Annotated in this window: 15 protein-coding genes; 6 read left to right on the top strand and 9 right to left on the bottom strand. The window is 55.5% G+C overall.

Annotated elements, in window-relative coordinates:
• Positions 1–83 precede the first annotated feature (83 nt).
• Entirely contained in the window at positions 84–365 is a 282-nt protein-coding gene (locus tag Q4501_RS06990; protein WP_303595339.1) for an Lpp/OprI family alanine-zipper lipoprotein, read from the top strand.
• Between the two features lie 87 nt (positions 366–452).
• Here the strand turns inward: Q4501_RS06990 and Q4501_RS06985 are convergent, their stop codons facing one another.
• From Q4501_RS06985 to Q4501_RS06965, 5 genes are all read right to left on the bottom strand, one after another.
• Positions 453–1,502, bottom strand: coding sequence for a L,D-transpeptidase family protein (locus tag Q4501_RS06985; RefSeq protein WP_303595338.1), 1,050 nt, complete (start codon positions 1,500–1,502; stop codon positions 453–455).
• 53 nt (positions 1,503–1,555) lie between these two features.
• The gene (locus Q4501_RS06980; RefSeq protein ID WP_303595337.1) at positions 1,556–2,125 is read right to left on the bottom strand and encodes a TMEM165/GDT1 family protein; all 570 of its coding nucleotides are present in this window, start codon (positions 2,123–2,125) and stop codon (positions 1,556–1,558) included.
• Positions 2,126–2,161: 36 nt separating this feature from the next.
• Positions 2,162–3,553: a DHA2 family efflux MFS transporter permease subunit gene (locus Q4501_RS06975; RefSeq protein WP_303595336.1), complete on the bottom strand. Its 1,392-nt coding sequence runs from the start codon at positions 3,551–3,553 to the stop codon at positions 2,162–2,164.
• Positions 3,554–3,556: 3 nt separating this feature from the next.
• A complete protein-coding gene (locus Q4501_RS06970; protein WP_303595335.1) occupies positions 3,557–3,982 on the bottom strand; it encodes a MarR family transcriptional regulator in 426 nt (141 codons plus the stop codon).
• A gap of 163 nt (positions 3,983–4,145) precedes the next feature.
• Positions 4,146–5,432: an MFS transporter gene (locus Q4501_RS06965; RefSeq protein ID WP_303595334.1), complete on the bottom strand. Its 1,287-nt coding sequence runs from the start codon at positions 5,430–5,432 to the stop codon at positions 4,146–4,148.
• A 271-nt stretch (positions 5,433–5,703) separates the two neighbouring features.
• Between Q4501_RS06965 and Q4501_RS06960 the strand changes: the two genes are divergently transcribed.
• From Q4501_RS06960 to Q4501_RS06950, 3 genes are all read left to right on the top strand, one after another.
• Positions 5,704–6,606, top strand: coding sequence for a YafY family protein (locus Q4501_RS06960; RefSeq protein WP_303595333.1), 903 nt, complete (start codon positions 5,704–5,706; stop codon positions 6,604–6,606).
• A 10-nt stretch (positions 6,607–6,616) separates the two neighbouring features.
• Positions 6,617–8,374: an ExeM/NucH family extracellular endonuclease gene (locus Q4501_RS06955; protein ID WP_303595332.1), complete on the top strand. Its 1,758-nt coding sequence runs from the start codon at positions 6,617–6,619 to the stop codon at positions 8,372–8,374.
• Between the two features lie 176 nt (positions 8,375–8,550).
• Positions 8,551–9,576 carry an AraC family transcriptional regulator gene (locus tag Q4501_RS06950; protein WP_303595331.1) on the top strand — a complete coding sequence of 342 codons (1,026 nt, stop codon included), beginning with the start codon at positions 8,551–8,553 and terminating at the stop codon, positions 9,574–9,576.
• Here the strand turns inward: Q4501_RS06950 and queE are convergent, their stop codons facing one another.
• Together queE and queC are read right to left on the bottom strand one after the other, a co-directional pair.
• Entirely contained in the window at positions 9,577–10,233 is a 657-nt protein-coding gene (queE, locus tag Q4501_RS06945) for a 7-carboxy-7-deazaguanine synthase (protein WP_303595330.1), read from the bottom strand.
• A complete protein-coding gene (gene queC, locus Q4501_RS06940; RefSeq protein WP_303595329.1) occupies positions 10,233–10,898 on the bottom strand; it encodes a 7-cyano-7-deazaguanine synthase QueC in 666 nt (221 codons plus the stop codon). The genes queE and queC overlap by 1 nt, the downstream gene beginning before the upstream one ends.
• A gap of 118 nt (positions 10,899–11,016) precedes the next feature.
• On the opposite strand from queC, the gene Q4501_RS06935 reads away from it, so the two are divergent.
• The gene (locus Q4501_RS06935; RefSeq protein WP_303595328.1) at positions 11,017–11,523 is read left to right on the top strand and encodes a hypothetical protein; all 507 of its coding nucleotides are present in this window, start codon (positions 11,017–11,019) and stop codon (positions 11,521–11,523) included.
• Here Q4501_RS06935 and Q4501_RS06930 read toward each other — a convergent pair.
• The gene (locus Q4501_RS06930; protein WP_303595327.1) at positions 11,498–11,737 is read right to left on the bottom strand and encodes a hypothetical protein; all 240 of its coding nucleotides are present in this window, start codon (positions 11,735–11,737) and stop codon (positions 11,498–11,500) included. The two genes, Q4501_RS06935 and Q4501_RS06930, sit on opposite strands and share 26 nt — an antisense overlap.
• A gap of 546 nt (positions 11,738–12,283) precedes the next feature.
• On the opposite strand from Q4501_RS06930, the gene Q4501_RS06925 reads away from it, so the two are divergent.
• A complete protein-coding gene (locus Q4501_RS06925; protein WP_303595326.1) occupies positions 12,284–12,556 on the top strand; it encodes a hypothetical protein in 273 nt (90 codons plus the stop codon).
• A 34-nt stretch (positions 12,557–12,590) separates the two neighbouring features.
• On the opposite strand, the gene Q4501_RS06920 is transcribed toward Q4501_RS06925, so the two are convergent.
• Positions 12,591–13,004: a response regulator gene (locus Q4501_RS06920; protein ID WP_303595325.1), complete on the bottom strand. Its 414-nt coding sequence runs from the start codon at positions 13,002–13,004 to the stop codon at positions 12,591–12,593.
• Positions 13,005–13,024 lie beyond the last annotated feature (20 nt).

Raw genomic sequence — 13,024 nt, 5'->3', positions numbered from 1 at the left:
CTATCGGGCCGAAACTGACACGAAGTCGTCTGAACTGACTTTCGGATCAACAGGAAATAACTCGACCAAAAAGGGGATTTACAATGCGTAAACTGACGATCGCCGGAATCGCACTGGCTACTGCTCTGACTGCAGGTTGTGCAACTACTGACCAGGGCGCTCTTGACGAAGCCAATGCAACCGCCAGCTCTGCAGAGATGACTGCAGACAAGGCAATGAACACCGCTAACAGCGCTGCCAGCTCTGCTCGCTCCGCTCAGCAAACTGCTGATCAGGCTCTGGCCGCGGCAAAAGCAGCTCAAAAAGCTGCTGACGAAGCTAACGAGCGCGCCAAGCGTATGCTCGACCGTGCAAGCATGAAGTAAGACTTCAGCTTAAGCACTGCGAAAAAGGCCGGGAATCCCGGCCTTTTTTTATGCTTCAACGTCGCTTCGTATTCCTTTCCCGCAACATCAGAAATACAGCTTCTGCTCAGGCTTTTCCGATGCAACAGGCTGGCTGTCTTCTGACGTTTTATCAGCCGCCAGGCGGGCAACCTGCTCACCGACCATGGCGGGAATTCCGTCAGCCTGGTCTACGGCAAGCTCTATAGCTCTGCGCTGAACCTCCACACCCGGATGCTTCTTGCGGAAGGCTTCTACTTCAAGGGTAACTTCACGCCAAAGGCGGTCGCGATCCTGCTTGCTGTATTCTTCATGGGGGCGATGAACTTCAAGCCAGACTTCACCACCGGACAACCCCATTTTTACCGGATCATTTACGATTTGAACCGAAGTGCCCTTATTTACCTGATACACGAAACGGGATATGTCTTCGTTGTACATTCGGAAACAACCGTGACTGACAGGCATGCCTACGCCAAAAAGCTTGTTGGTGCCGTGGATCAGGTAACCCTTCTCACTCAATAAAAGAGCATGGGTGCCCAGTGGGTTTTCGGGGCCGGGCGGTATCATTCGGGGCAGAAAGTCTCCCGAGGCTTCATATTCTGCACGAATGCTGGCGGGGGGATACCACGCAGGTGATTCCAACGGCATGGTAACTTTTGCGTCGGTCAGGGGAGACGGGTTCTCGGCAGACCCGACACCAACCGGATAGACCTGCACGCCATCCTCGGTGAAATAGTAAAGCCGATACTCCGCGAGGTTGATAACAATACCTTCTCTGCGGGCCTCCGGGAGAACGTATTGGCGCGGTAATGTAATCGTGGTGCCTTCTCCCGGAAGCCATGGGTCCACGCCGGGGTTTGCTTTGACCAGCTCCAGATAACCCAGCGCCAGCTGGCTGCCAACTTCGGCAAACGTGTCTTCGTAGCGGGTGGTGAACACACCCAGCTGACCGGCCAGATCACCGTTAACGTTAAATGTTGGCACCCGGGGGCTGCGATCCGACGCCTTTGCAGAATCCGGTTTTTCAGGAGTACTGCGCTGCCCAGCGGCCCAAGCGGGCTGGAAAGTCAGGGCGCCGGCCAACAGCATCAGTAGTGAATACGTTTTAAATCCCATAAATCCCATTCCAGAAAAACCTGCTTATCAACGTGCAATGACAGCAGCCACTCTCAAGAGTTCCAGAGCACCGATGCAAGGGTCACTGCGGCCATGACCGCGAACAGCACGCTCGCACAAATTCGCGCTGTCGCCAGTGGCATGCGATCCATTAGCCACTGACCCGCCATAATAACCGGTATATTGGCCAGCAGCATCCCCACAGTTGTACCGATGATAACCCAGATCGTTTCAGTAAATCGGGCAGCCAGTACAACGGTCGCTACCTGGGTCTTATCACCGATCTCTGCCAGGAAAAACATGACGGTTGTCGCCATAAAGGCGCCCATACCCAGAAACCGCGAGTCATCGTTATCGTCCTTGTCGGGAATCAGAAGCCACAGCGCAATCAACACAAAACTCACTGCCAGAATCCAGGGTAACCAGGCTTCGGGAATCCACGCAGCGACCCAGGCGCCCAACCAGGCAGATAACGCATGATTGAGAATCGTCGCAACCAGAATACCCATGATAATGGCCATTCGTCGGGAGTAACGGGCAACGAGAAAGAGCGAGAGTAACTGGGTCTTGTCGCCAATTTCAGCAATGGCGACGGCTATGGTGGAGGTGACAAAAGCATCCATGGATCAGTCCGGTGGGATAGTCGTAAAAACTGCACTTTACACGCGCATTCGCCAAACCGGAATGGCTGCAACAGCGACAAATGCGGCAACAAGCCACCAAGCCGAATGGAAAGCGCCAATAGTAGGCACACCATCACTGTGCTCACCAAATTCGATAGTCAGCGCGACAATATTCACACCAAACGCACCACCGAGCTGCCGGGTAAAGTTGATAATACTGGAGCCTGCTCCCAGTTCTTCCGGCTCGAGAGGATTGAGCGCACCAGTAGTCAGCGCTGGTAACATGAAACCAATACCTACACGCCCAAGCATCGCCCAGACCACCAACCAGCCAAACGCCAGCGTCAGTCCAGATAGGGCAAACAGCACCGCTGACATCGCAAAAACCACGATGCCGAAAATAACCAGCTTTCGGGCACTTTCCCTGTCTGCCAGGCGGCCTGCCAGTGGAAACGTCATACCCAGAACAATGCCTGCAGGCAGCATCAACAGGCCCGCCTCTGTGGCGCTAAATTCCAGGGCAGTCTGAACATACAGGGGGATCAGATAGGTGGAGCCAAATAATGCCAGCCCAAGGGCCATAGCCCCCATGTTGGCGAATAGGAAAGAGGGTTTACGTATCAGGGCAAGATTGAGCAGAGGAAACTCTATTGTCTTCTGACGCCGCACGAACATGAGCAAAAACATCAGGGCCGCCAGGCCTTCAATTACAATACGGGCCTCCTGACCCGCCAGACTCTGCACTCGATTCAAAGTGTCGAGGCTCAGGCCTATGGTGGCTCCCAATAAAACCAGCCCCTTCAGGTCAAACCGGTAAGGCGATGGGCGGGAAGCAGGCGTTGGCAGAAACCGCAACGCCATGAATACGCCGAGAAAGGTGACAGGGGCTGGCGCAAACATCACATAACGCCAGTCCAGCTGATCCACCAGAAAACCACCAAGCACTGGCCCCAGTGCCGGCGCCAGCACTATGCCCATGCCGTAGATGCCCATGATCCGGCCACGCTGTTCCCGGGGGAAAATCCGGAACACCAGATACATACCCATCGGCTGCATCACGCCAGCCATGGCACCCTGCCCAACACGGGCCGCAATCAGCTGTTCCGGCGAGCTCGCAAAGCCTCCCGCCAATGAAATCAGCGTAAAGACCGCCATGGCAAACGCCAGAGTCTTACGCACTCCGAAATGGTCAAGCAACCAGGAGGAAGCAAGCATGGTCGTGGTCATGGCAGCAATAAAACCTGTTGCCAGCCAGTGCACCTGCCCCTGCCCAATACCGAACTCCACCATGATATCGTGGAGCGCAACGTTCACCACTGTGGCACTCAGAACCGTCGCGATGGTTCCCAGCATAACCGTAACGAGCGCAAACCACCGCCACTGAGGTCCGTATCGGGCGGTCAGGTTGGCAACAGAATTATCTCTCAAGGATCACTTCTGCTTTTCAGCGTTATCCAGAATTTTGTGGAACACTTTCAACGCGCTCTCAATATCGTCCAGGCTGATACCGTCAAGCATTTCGTCTCGCAGCACATTGGCCCGTGCGGTCAGAACTTCCATAAACTCGCGGCCCGGGTCAGTGAGATGCAGGCGGCGGGCCCGACGATCATTCGGACAGGCGCGGCGCTCTATCAGTTTCTGTTCTTCCAGGCTGTCGAGCAGCCGTACAAGCGTCGGGTTCTCTATAGCCATCAGGCTCGCCAGCTCACGCTGGGTAAGACCTTCGCCGCCCTCCTGAAGGTAAACCATCGTAGTCCAGCGGGCCTGAGTGACACCCAGATCTTTCAGGCGTTCATCCAGCAATTTGCGCCAGCGCCGAGTCACCCGGGCAACAGCAAAAGGGAACTGATCTTTCATGGCAGTACTCCATTCCGAGGCCGGAGTCGCACATTTCTGGCACTCCGACAAAATGCTTACATTATGGGAAAGCTACCAATAGTAAGCTAACCATTAACATAAAAACAGATATGAAAACAAAACAGAATCGGGAAAAACCGAAAGCCAGGATGGCACCCTTGCTTCAGCCCGTGTGCCGTAAGGACTCTTCGTTCATTTCCTCAGCTTCGGGAGATTCATGAAATTCCGTGTTCCGCGGATCCAGCTCGGCCAGAACAGGGGATGTTTCGGGCATAGCTGGCACATAGTGCTCCTGATCCACTACGGCTACATCTTCAGTGTAGGTAATACGAAGAGACGTAATTACAGCAAGCACCAGCAGGAACGCGGCATTTCCCAGGAACAGTCCTTTGGGCCCCATGAGATTAATCAGCTCAGCCATCGCGATGGGGCCAATAACGCTGCCCACGCCGTAGCTAAGTAACAGGGTGGCACTGGCCGCTACGATACGCGTGCTTTCCATGCGGTCGTTGGTTATAGCAACAGATATCGGGTAGATCATTGCCGAGAGGCCAGTAAATACGCCAACCAGGAGCATGAGCAGCGGAAGGTTTTCCGCACCCGAGAAACTGACAGCAACGGCCGCGAGAGCGGCAGCAGATACCACCCAGAACATCACACGACGGCGATCAAAGCGGTCGCACAACCGGCCGAGCGGCCAGGCGAGCAGCATGGCTGCAATAATGGCACTGGCCATAAACGTTGAGGTCTTCGCGACATCCAACCCCATCAGGGTTGCGTAGACTGGCCCCAGCGCATAGAAGCCACCAATCAGGATGCCACAGATCACGGCGCCGGAGACGCCGGTAAACGACTCCCGGGCGAGCGTGAAAAACGAGATGCGCTGGACCTGCTCAATGGTCGGTGCCTCCATCCGGGTCAGAGATAGGGGGATCAACGCCAGCGCCAGCAAAATCGCAGCGAGGGAATAGGGCATGAAGTTAGCTGGATCGCCCACATTAACGATAAGCTGGCCGCCAGCCGCGGAAAGATAAAAAACGATCTGGTAGACAGCAAAAAGCGCTCCACGGTTGGTGTTGCTGGCACGGCTGGAGAACCAGCTTTCGATGACAACCAGTACTCCGGCAATACTGAACCCCGAAAGCACCCTGAGAAACGCCCAGAACTCGGCGGAAATAGCCATGGGGTACATGAGCGCTGTCACAGCTGCCACCGCCGCAAATACCGCAAAAGCGCGTATGTGACCAACCCGGCCAATAATGTGGTGTACGTACAGAGTTCCCAGAACAAAGCCTATGGAATAGCACACCAGGACCCACCCGATGGTGTCCGGTGAAACCGATTCAATACTCAGACGAATGCCTAACAGGGTCATAAGAAACGCATTTCCGCTGACCAGCAGGACAATACTCAGAAGGAGAGCAGACAGGGAGGTGACCATTCGGGTCATTGCAACAACTCCGGGCTTTGCGGGCCGGATTCATGGGGCTGAAAGGCAGAGCTGCAGCAAGATCCGGGATATCGATATCAACGTATTAAAGCAGTACATTAGAGGTGTGACTACTACGCACTTGCCGAAGCCCGGGAACAGGCACGAAACCGCCAAACGCGCTTGTGACGCGGTTTCACAATGTTTCACATTAATGTGCCGTAACAGACCCGCTGCATCATAGAAGGTAATATTACGGTTAGCTATTCAATAAACCCGTGAGCGCCTGGTTATGAAAAAAACGGACTGGCCCATTCGATGGGATTTGCTGCTTCGCTACCGACTTATTGAAACCATTGCCCTGTGGGAAGGTCGCCTGACCACCAACCACATTTGTCACAGCTTTGGTATCGGCCGGCAGCAGGCATCCAAGGATATAAACACTTACCTGCGCGAACTGGCTCCGGGCAATCTTGTTTATGATCGCCACCTCAAAGGCTACGTGCCTGCAGAACGTTACCGTCCCGTTGTTACCCGGGGACATGTCAGCGAATATCAGGACCTGCTCGCGCGGCAGCAGAGCCTCAGTAGTACCTTCGAGGACCTGGATATAGGTCTGCCGGACAGCACCGTTGTTTACAGCCCTAACCGGGTTATAGCCCCCGCAACCATGCGCGCAGTCGTAGCTGCCACTCGCCATGGCCGCCAGCTCAGGGCGAGCTATGCATCCCTGAGCCGCCCCGAAGCCGTAGAGGGTATCCTCGAGCCGCACACGCTGGTATGTACGGGCAACAACTGGCACCTGCGTGCCTGGTGTGATTCCAATCGTGAGTTCCGGGATTTCGCTCTCAGCCGCTTCCACGCTGCACCCTCAGCATTGCGACAAAAGGCCAAGCATACCAGTGTGCAAGATGACGACTGGAACCGTAGCGTCACAATGTCGATCTCACCCGATCACCGCCTGACGGAAGCCCAGCAAAAAATCATTGCCATGGATTACGGCATGGAGAATGGCCATCTGGATATCAACACTCGCGCGGCTCTTGCCCCCTATGTACTGTCACGCCTCGGAATTACGCTCGACAATCATCATCCCGACCCGCTGATACAGCAACTTGAACTGACAAATCCTGATCAGCTCGGGTTTGGCAGCAAGCGCGAACGCGCTCTGAAAGCCTCCGCAGGCCTCAGATAAGCTGGCCAGTGTGATCGCAGGTTCACGGTCTGTTGCACTTTTTCTTGCACTGCTGCTGACTGCTTCAGAGGGCCTGGCCGCGAATGCCTGCGGAAAACCTGCGACACCTGTTTCTAAGATTCAGGGGCGGGGTGACGCTTCTCCGTTGGTTGGTGACCGGGTTACGGTAGAAGGCATACTTACTTTTGATGCCCGCGCTGAGGGCGGGTTTGGTGGTTTTTATCTGCAACAGGCTGACGACGAAACCGACGCTAACCCGGAAACCTCTGAAGCCTTGTTTGTACATACCCGCAATAACACGGGGGCACCCGGTGAGCGCTTACGCGTTACTGGCACGGTAAAAGAGTTCCATGGCCTGACCGAGCTGACCGACATCGGAACCATCACATCCTGTGGTTCGGAACCTCTCCCGAAAGCACAGACTCTGACGTTACTTTGGCCGGACGCCCTGGAGTCACTCGAAAACATGCGGGTCCACGTGGCCCAGCCGTTAACAATTATCGATTCCTGGAACCTGGCACGTTACGGCGAACTCACGCTGGCGGCTGGCGATCAAATCATTCCCACGGAATACCTTGAGCCTGGACCACAAGCCACACAGATTGCCAGCCGGAACAAACAGCAGAGGCTGCTGCTGGACGACGCACGCAGCGTTCGCCACCCGAACCCGATACCCTGGCCACCCGGCGGCCCGGGTGGCGAGCAAACTGCCCGCAGCGGCGATAAAGTCCGGAATATCTCGGGCATCCTTGATTACCGCTTCGGAGCCTGGCGAATACAACCGAAAGAACCACCAATTTTCGAATCCTCGAATTCGAGGCCCCCAGCACCAGCCCGCCCGGCCGAGCCTCATGTCCGAATCATGGCCATGAACCTGGAGAATTATTTTAATGGCGACGGTGAAGGCGGGGGCTTCCCAACACAGCGTGGTGCACCAACAGCTCTGGCTTACGAGGCGCAACACAGACGGCTGATAGATGCCCTGCGGCGACCAGACCCGGATATTCTGGCGATCACTGAGCTGGAAAACGACGGCTACAGTAAGACCAGTGCGATAGCTCAGCTGGCTAAGGCTCTCGGCCCGGAATGGGCTTTTGTTATGACTCCGGGTAAAGATGGCCACGACCAGATACGCACCGCTCTGCTTTACCGCAGTGACCGCATCGTGACCGAAACAGATCCGGAGCGCCTGAACAGCGGCCCGTTCAGCAACAAAGGGCGCCCGCCGCTGGTACAGACTTTCCGGCCCGAAGGCCAGCGCCTTGCTATTCAAGTGGTAGTGCCACATCTGAAATCAAAGTCCTGCAAGGGCGCAACCGGTGCCAACCGGGACAGGAACGATGGACAGGGGTGCTATGCCGGGCGTCGCACAGAAGCAGCTCATGCGCTTACAGAATGGCTTGACCGGCTGCCGCAGGTTCCCGACCTGGCAGGTACTCTGATCACAGGCGACCTCAACAGCTATTTTCAGGAAGATCCGCTAAAAGCTTTGCAGCAGGCAGGGTTCACCAGCATGGTGCACCATTTTCATCCGTGCAAGGCACAGCAGTGTGCCCATTACACCTACCGCTACAAGGGTGAAAGAGGTTCGCTGGACTATTCCCTGGCCTCAGCCTCACTCAAACCCCGGATTCTCGGCGCCAGAACCTGGGCTATCAATGCCGACGAGCCACCGCAATTGGGGTATAAACACAACCCGCCAGGCACTGCCGCGTCGCCTTGGCGCTCCTCTGATCACAATCCGGTTATTACCGATATCCAGCTCTGAGCCAGCCTCCAGACTCTTGAATTCCCTGCTCGAAGTTTTGCCCTGCTCTGAACAATTGGCCTCTCGTGCCTATTGACGCGTCACTAGAGTCATGGGGGCGCAGCGCCGCAAAGGTCATAATCAACTCCAATAGTCACCACGTCATATAACAAGAACAGCTTGCAACAAGGACTCCTATGCGTATCGCTGCCTCAACTGCCCAGGACCTGGGTATGCCGGCCATCTACCTGCATATACTGGCCGAACTGCTGAATACCATCGGACTCGACGAGCGCGACCTGCTGCTGCGGGTCGGCCTGGATCCGGTTCAGCTGAAATCTGCGGATCTCCGGGTAAGCCAGGCCCAGGCCAGTGAATTTGTTACCCGAGCCATTATAGAAAGCCGCGAGCCCGGCCTGGGCATCATGCTCGCAAGCAAGCTCAAGCTTCCATTGCACGGCGTCCTGGGCGTTGCTGTGATGAGCAGCCGGACACTGCAGGACGCGCTGGATCTGATGACCCGGTATCTGACTTTAAGGGCTCCGCACCTGAGCGTGAGCCGCCGCGAGTGCGGCACGGACATACACTACACCATCCGGAGTGATGGCGAGCCGGGCCCTTTGCAGAAGCTGGTTATGGACGCAATGCTGTTCGGATGCGCCTTCATGGGTCAGCAGCTCACCGGCACGACCGCAAAAGGGTCGAGAATTCTCAGAAAGGGTCCTGAGCCCGCCTATTTTTATCGCTTCCGACAGTCGATCGTTATGCCGGTTAATTATGACGCTCAGGTTGACGCGCTGGTGATCCCCGTCGCAGCCCTCTCAGCGCCTATCCGATTCAGTGATGACCAGCTTGCAGAATCGTCACGAGTCCAGTGTGAGAACGCGCTTGAACAACTGACCGCAGATGCAGGCTTCGAGTGCCGGGTGCGACGGGTGATTGAAACCAGTTACCCCTTCCCGCCAAAGCTGGCGCGGGTAGCCGCCACTCTTTTTGTTTCAGAACGCACTTTGAAGCGCCGGCTCCAGGAAGAAAACGCCAGTTTTCAGAGCCTTGTAGATCAGGTGCGGCTGGACCGGGCCAGGGAGCTGCTGACCGGCACCGGGATGAATCTGAACCGGATTGCTGACGTTTTAGGCTACGCAGATGCAGCAAATTTTACCCGGGCGTTCAAGCGCTGGACAGGCAGCAGCCCGAGTTACTACAGAGTCGCAGCCGCATAATCAGTCAATGCCGATGATTTTGTGCATCTGCAAGGTAAGGCGCCAGCGTGGGTGCGCCAGGCAGTAGTCGGTGGCCCTGCGGGTATTGCTCTGCTTGACCGGGTCTGTGCCCTTGTCAGGAGCTGACGGGGAAGCCATGGGCGAGAGAAAAAAATGCCTGGCATTTATGTGCGTAAACCTGTCCGGCATGGCCTTGGGCTGAGGATATACCAGCTTCAGCTCGTCGCAGGCTTCAATCACCACAGGTGCATCCGCCTTCGGACTCACGCACAGCCAGTCGATGCCGGCGGGCGCGGGCAGAGTGCCGTTGGTCTCCACTCCCACTTCGAACCCCCGTTGATGAAAAGCATCAATCAGGCTTTCGTCCAGCTGCAACAAGGGCTCCCCACCGGTACAAACCACGTAGGGCACTCCCGGAGCATTCGGCCAGAGGTTATTGATATGACCCGCCAGAGCTTCCGCGGTCTCGAAAGCTCCTCCATTCTGGCCGTCCGTGCCCACAAAGTCCGTGTCACAAAAGTTACAGACCGCCGTTGCCCGGTCTTTCTCCCGGCCCGTCCACAGATTGCATTTGCTGAAGCGACAGAATACTGCAGCCCGGCCAGCTTGAGCGCCCTCACCCTGCAAGGTATAGAAAGCTTCTTTGACCTTGTACATCAGCGCCCCGTCTCATAGGCCAGCGGATCCGGAATGTCGTTTTCGGCGAAGGCTTCCAGGCGCTCCACGCAAGAGCCACAAAGCCCGCAAGCCTTTTCACGCCCGTTGTAACAGGTCCAGGTGTTGGCGTAGTCCAGGCCAAGCTTCACACCCTCTGCAAGAATGTCACCTTTACTCATATGCATGAACGGCGCTTCGATGCCCACAGGCTCATAGTTTGCAACACGGCACACTGCATCCATCTTTTCTACGAATTCTGGCCGGCAGTCGGGATATATCGCGTGATCGCCGCCGTGGGCGCCATACCACACTGCACCGGCATCCACGGTTACGGCGTAGCCGGTGGCCAGAGAAAGCAGGATCATGTTGCGGTTCGGCACGACCGTGGCTTTCATGTTCTCTTCTTCGTAGTGACCTTCGGGTATGTCTTCGTCGGATGTTAATGCGGAACCGGACATGACCTCGCTCATGGCACGAATATCGATAACCTTGTGAGGGATACCGAGATCGGCACAAACAGAGCGGGCAACATCGAGTTCACGGACATGACGCTGACCATAATTGAAGGACAACGCATGGACTCGCAACCCACGGGCGCGCGCTCGATGAAGCAAAGTAAAAGAGTCCATTCCTCCGGAATAGATTACAACCACGGCGTCAGTCATTCGGGCTCCTGGTTAAGGGATAATTGGGTCTGTAAAGACCAGGTAACAGAGTAGTGGTATTGTAGCAGCGCGAGGGCAGGTAAACTGACCCTAAAGCAACCTGACAATCAGACTTCCAATGACTACTGAACTGCGCCCCGCATTTATCGACTTCGAAGCATCAAGTCTTGACCTGATCGCAAGCTACCCGATCGAGGTCGGCGTTTGCATGCCCGATAGCTCACTGCATAGCTGGCTGATTGCGCCCCATATATTATGGAAGGACTGGTCTGAAAGTGCAGAACAGATTCACGGCATTCCGAGGTCTCGATTATCGGCGGAGGGCAGTGGTGTAGTGCAAGTCGCTCATAACCTCAACCGATTACTGTCCGGGAATGTGTTCTGTGACGCCTGGACGTTTGACAGTTTCTGGCTCTACCGGCTGTTCCGGGCTGCCGGCGTGGAGCCCGGATTTCAGCTGGAATCCGTCGCTGTACTACTTGATTCCCAGCAGATCAAGGAGTGGCCATCTGCGCGCCAAAAGGTCATTTCTGCCCTGGGCCTGCCCGTTCATCGGGCAGCAAACGATGCTCTGATTCTGCGAAGAACCTGGGAGTATGTCAGTGCTTCAGAGCGCGTGTTCTGAGAGCCACGATCTCCAGGCCATCCCTTAGGGTGTTTAGCGTCCAGTAAGTGACAAGCGCCATCAACCCGGCACCAAGAACGGTAAAAGCAAGATCATCGCCAACGATCTGGCCGTTCGCCAACAGCATGTATATGGCCAGCGCAGCGATCAAAACGATTTCTACAGCAAAATGGATGCGGAACTTATTGCGGGCAAATCCGAATTCGTCGGACATTTTCTTAGGTTTCAACCTCTGGGTATATATCAGTTTGAGTGATTGATTAGTGTACAAAGTATCCCTCAAACAACCCCGGATATCTGTAAGAGTTAGTGGCTACGGACTTTCCACTACCCAAAAAAAACGCAGCCCTGAAGGCTGCGTATAAAGGAGAGATCCATTAATTACCTGCCTGACAGGCAACCTGGATAGCACAACGTAAAAACACGTGACAAATGCATTATGAGCATACTTCCTGCATGCGTCTGTACGCGTTTGCCGAAGCGCCGGACCTATTGCAAACACTGGGCTAATGGATACACTATTCGTTCAAATTAAACAGCAAAACCGACTATGACCCGAATGACTCCTACACACATGATGAACGCCGTAGAAGCTTGCCTTGAAGGGCAGTGCATGCGTGCGCAGGTAAAGAGCATCTAGCGGCTTTCGGTCAGTTCCCGGGAGCCTTTGCAGCGACCGGGTCAGCATCTCCGCAGAACCCCGGTTGCCCTCGGCTCCGGGGTTTTGTTTTTGCCGTCGCAACACGACAAGGAGATCACCATGAGAAGACAAACGACAGCGCGTGCAGCCAACCAGCCCACAAACACACGGCCAGGGCCCATCCGTCGTCCGGAAAAGCTGCCGTTGTTGGATGCTATCTGCAAAAAGCTGAACCAGCGCGTTAATCTTGATGACGAGCAAAGGGTGCTTGGAGTCTATGAGCGGGGCTGGATCTTCAACGGCGTGCTGGCGACGCTCGGGGCTGCAGAAGCCCGCTACGTTCGCGCTTTGGCTACTCGCCACAATTCCTGGATCGCGCGCCAGGTGGCCTAGTCTGCTCAGGGCAGAATAGAAGCGTCTGAACCGGTCAATGGTGCCGGTTCAGACCCTGCATTGTGGCCGGGTCGCCGCCATGCACCACCGCATAGTTGCTGACCACATCGTGAATTTTTTCCTGGGAATAGGGTTTGACCACATAGCCGTTGGCTCCTGCGCTGATGGCCCTCTGAATACTGTCAATAGAATCATCCGCTGTAACCAGCACAACATGCTGTCCATCCCGGGCCATCTTGAACTCCCTCATTAGTTCATGCCCGTCGCCATCCGGTAAACCGAGATCCAGCAGCACGATCTGGAATTTGCCAGCATCAAATGCCTTGCGAGCTGAGGCCGCATTCTCGCAACCCGTTACGTCAGCTGCTCCTGCCTTGTAAAGCATCCCAACCAGTCGTTCACGCATCACCGGCTCATCTTCGACAACCAGTACGGTCAAATTGCCCATCCTTTATCTCCTTGTTCGCC

It is taken from the genome of Marinobacter sp. 2_MG-2023 (assembly GCF_030546935.1).
In the GTDB taxonomy this organism is placed as follows: domain Bacteria; phylum Pseudomonadota; class Gammaproteobacteria; order Pseudomonadales; family Oleiphilaceae; genus Marinobacter.
Note: the sequence above shows the minus strand (reverse complement) of the source record. Positions and strands in the feature narration are given on the sequence as shown.

What these genes read in the sequence shown, in the direction of transcription:
- Q4501_RS06990 (WP_303595339.1), top strand. Translation starts at nt 84, where the DNA reads ATGCGTAAACTGACGATCGCCGGAATCGCACTGGCTACTGCTCTGACT.
- Q4501_RS06985 (WP_303595338.1), bottom strand. Translation starts at nt 1,502, where the DNA reads ATGGGATTTAAAACGTATTCACTACTGATGCTGTTGGCCGGCGCCCTG.
- Q4501_RS06980 (WP_303595337.1), bottom strand. Translation starts at nt 2,125, where the DNA reads ATGGATGCTTTTGTCACCTCCACCATAGCCGTCGCCATTGCTGAAATT.
- Q4501_RS06970 (WP_303595335.1), bottom strand. Translation starts at nt 3,982, where the DNA reads ATGAAAGATCAGTTCCCTTTTGCTGTTGCCCGGGTGACTCGGCGCTGG.
- Q4501_RS06965 (WP_303595334.1), bottom strand. Translation starts at nt 5,432, where the DNA reads ATGACCCGAATGGTCACCTCCCTGTCTGCTCTCCTTCTGAGTATTGTC.
- Q4501_RS06960 (WP_303595333.1), top strand. Translation starts at nt 5,704, where the DNA reads ATGAAAAAAACGGACTGGCCCATTCGATGGGATTTGCTGCTTCGCTAC.
- Q4501_RS06950 (WP_303595331.1), top strand. Translation starts at nt 8,551, where the DNA reads ATGCGTATCGCTGCCTCAACTGCCCAGGACCTGGGTATGCCGGCCATC.
- queE (WP_303595330.1), bottom strand. Translation starts at nt 10,233, where the DNA reads ATGTACAAGGTCAAAGAAGCTTTCTATACCTTGCAGGGTGAGGGCGCT.
- queC (WP_303595329.1), bottom strand. Translation starts at nt 10,898, where the DNA reads ATGACTGACGCCGTGGTTGTAATCTATTCCGGAGGAATGGACTCTTTT.
- Q4501_RS06935 (WP_303595328.1), top strand. Translation starts at nt 11,017, where the DNA reads ATGACTACTGAACTGCGCCCCGCATTTATCGACTTCGAAGCATCAAGT.
- Q4501_RS06930 (WP_303595327.1), bottom strand. Translation starts at nt 11,737, where the DNA reads ATGTCCGACGAATTCGGATTTGCCCGCAATAAGTTCCGCATCCATTTT.
- Q4501_RS06925 (WP_303595326.1), top strand. Translation starts at nt 12,284, where the DNA reads ATGAGAAGACAAACGACAGCGCGTGCAGCCAACCAGCCCACAAACACA.
- Q4501_RS06920 (WP_303595325.1), bottom strand. Translation starts at nt 13,004, where the DNA reads ATGGGCAATTTGACCGTACTGGTTGTCGAAGATGAGCCGGTGATGCGT.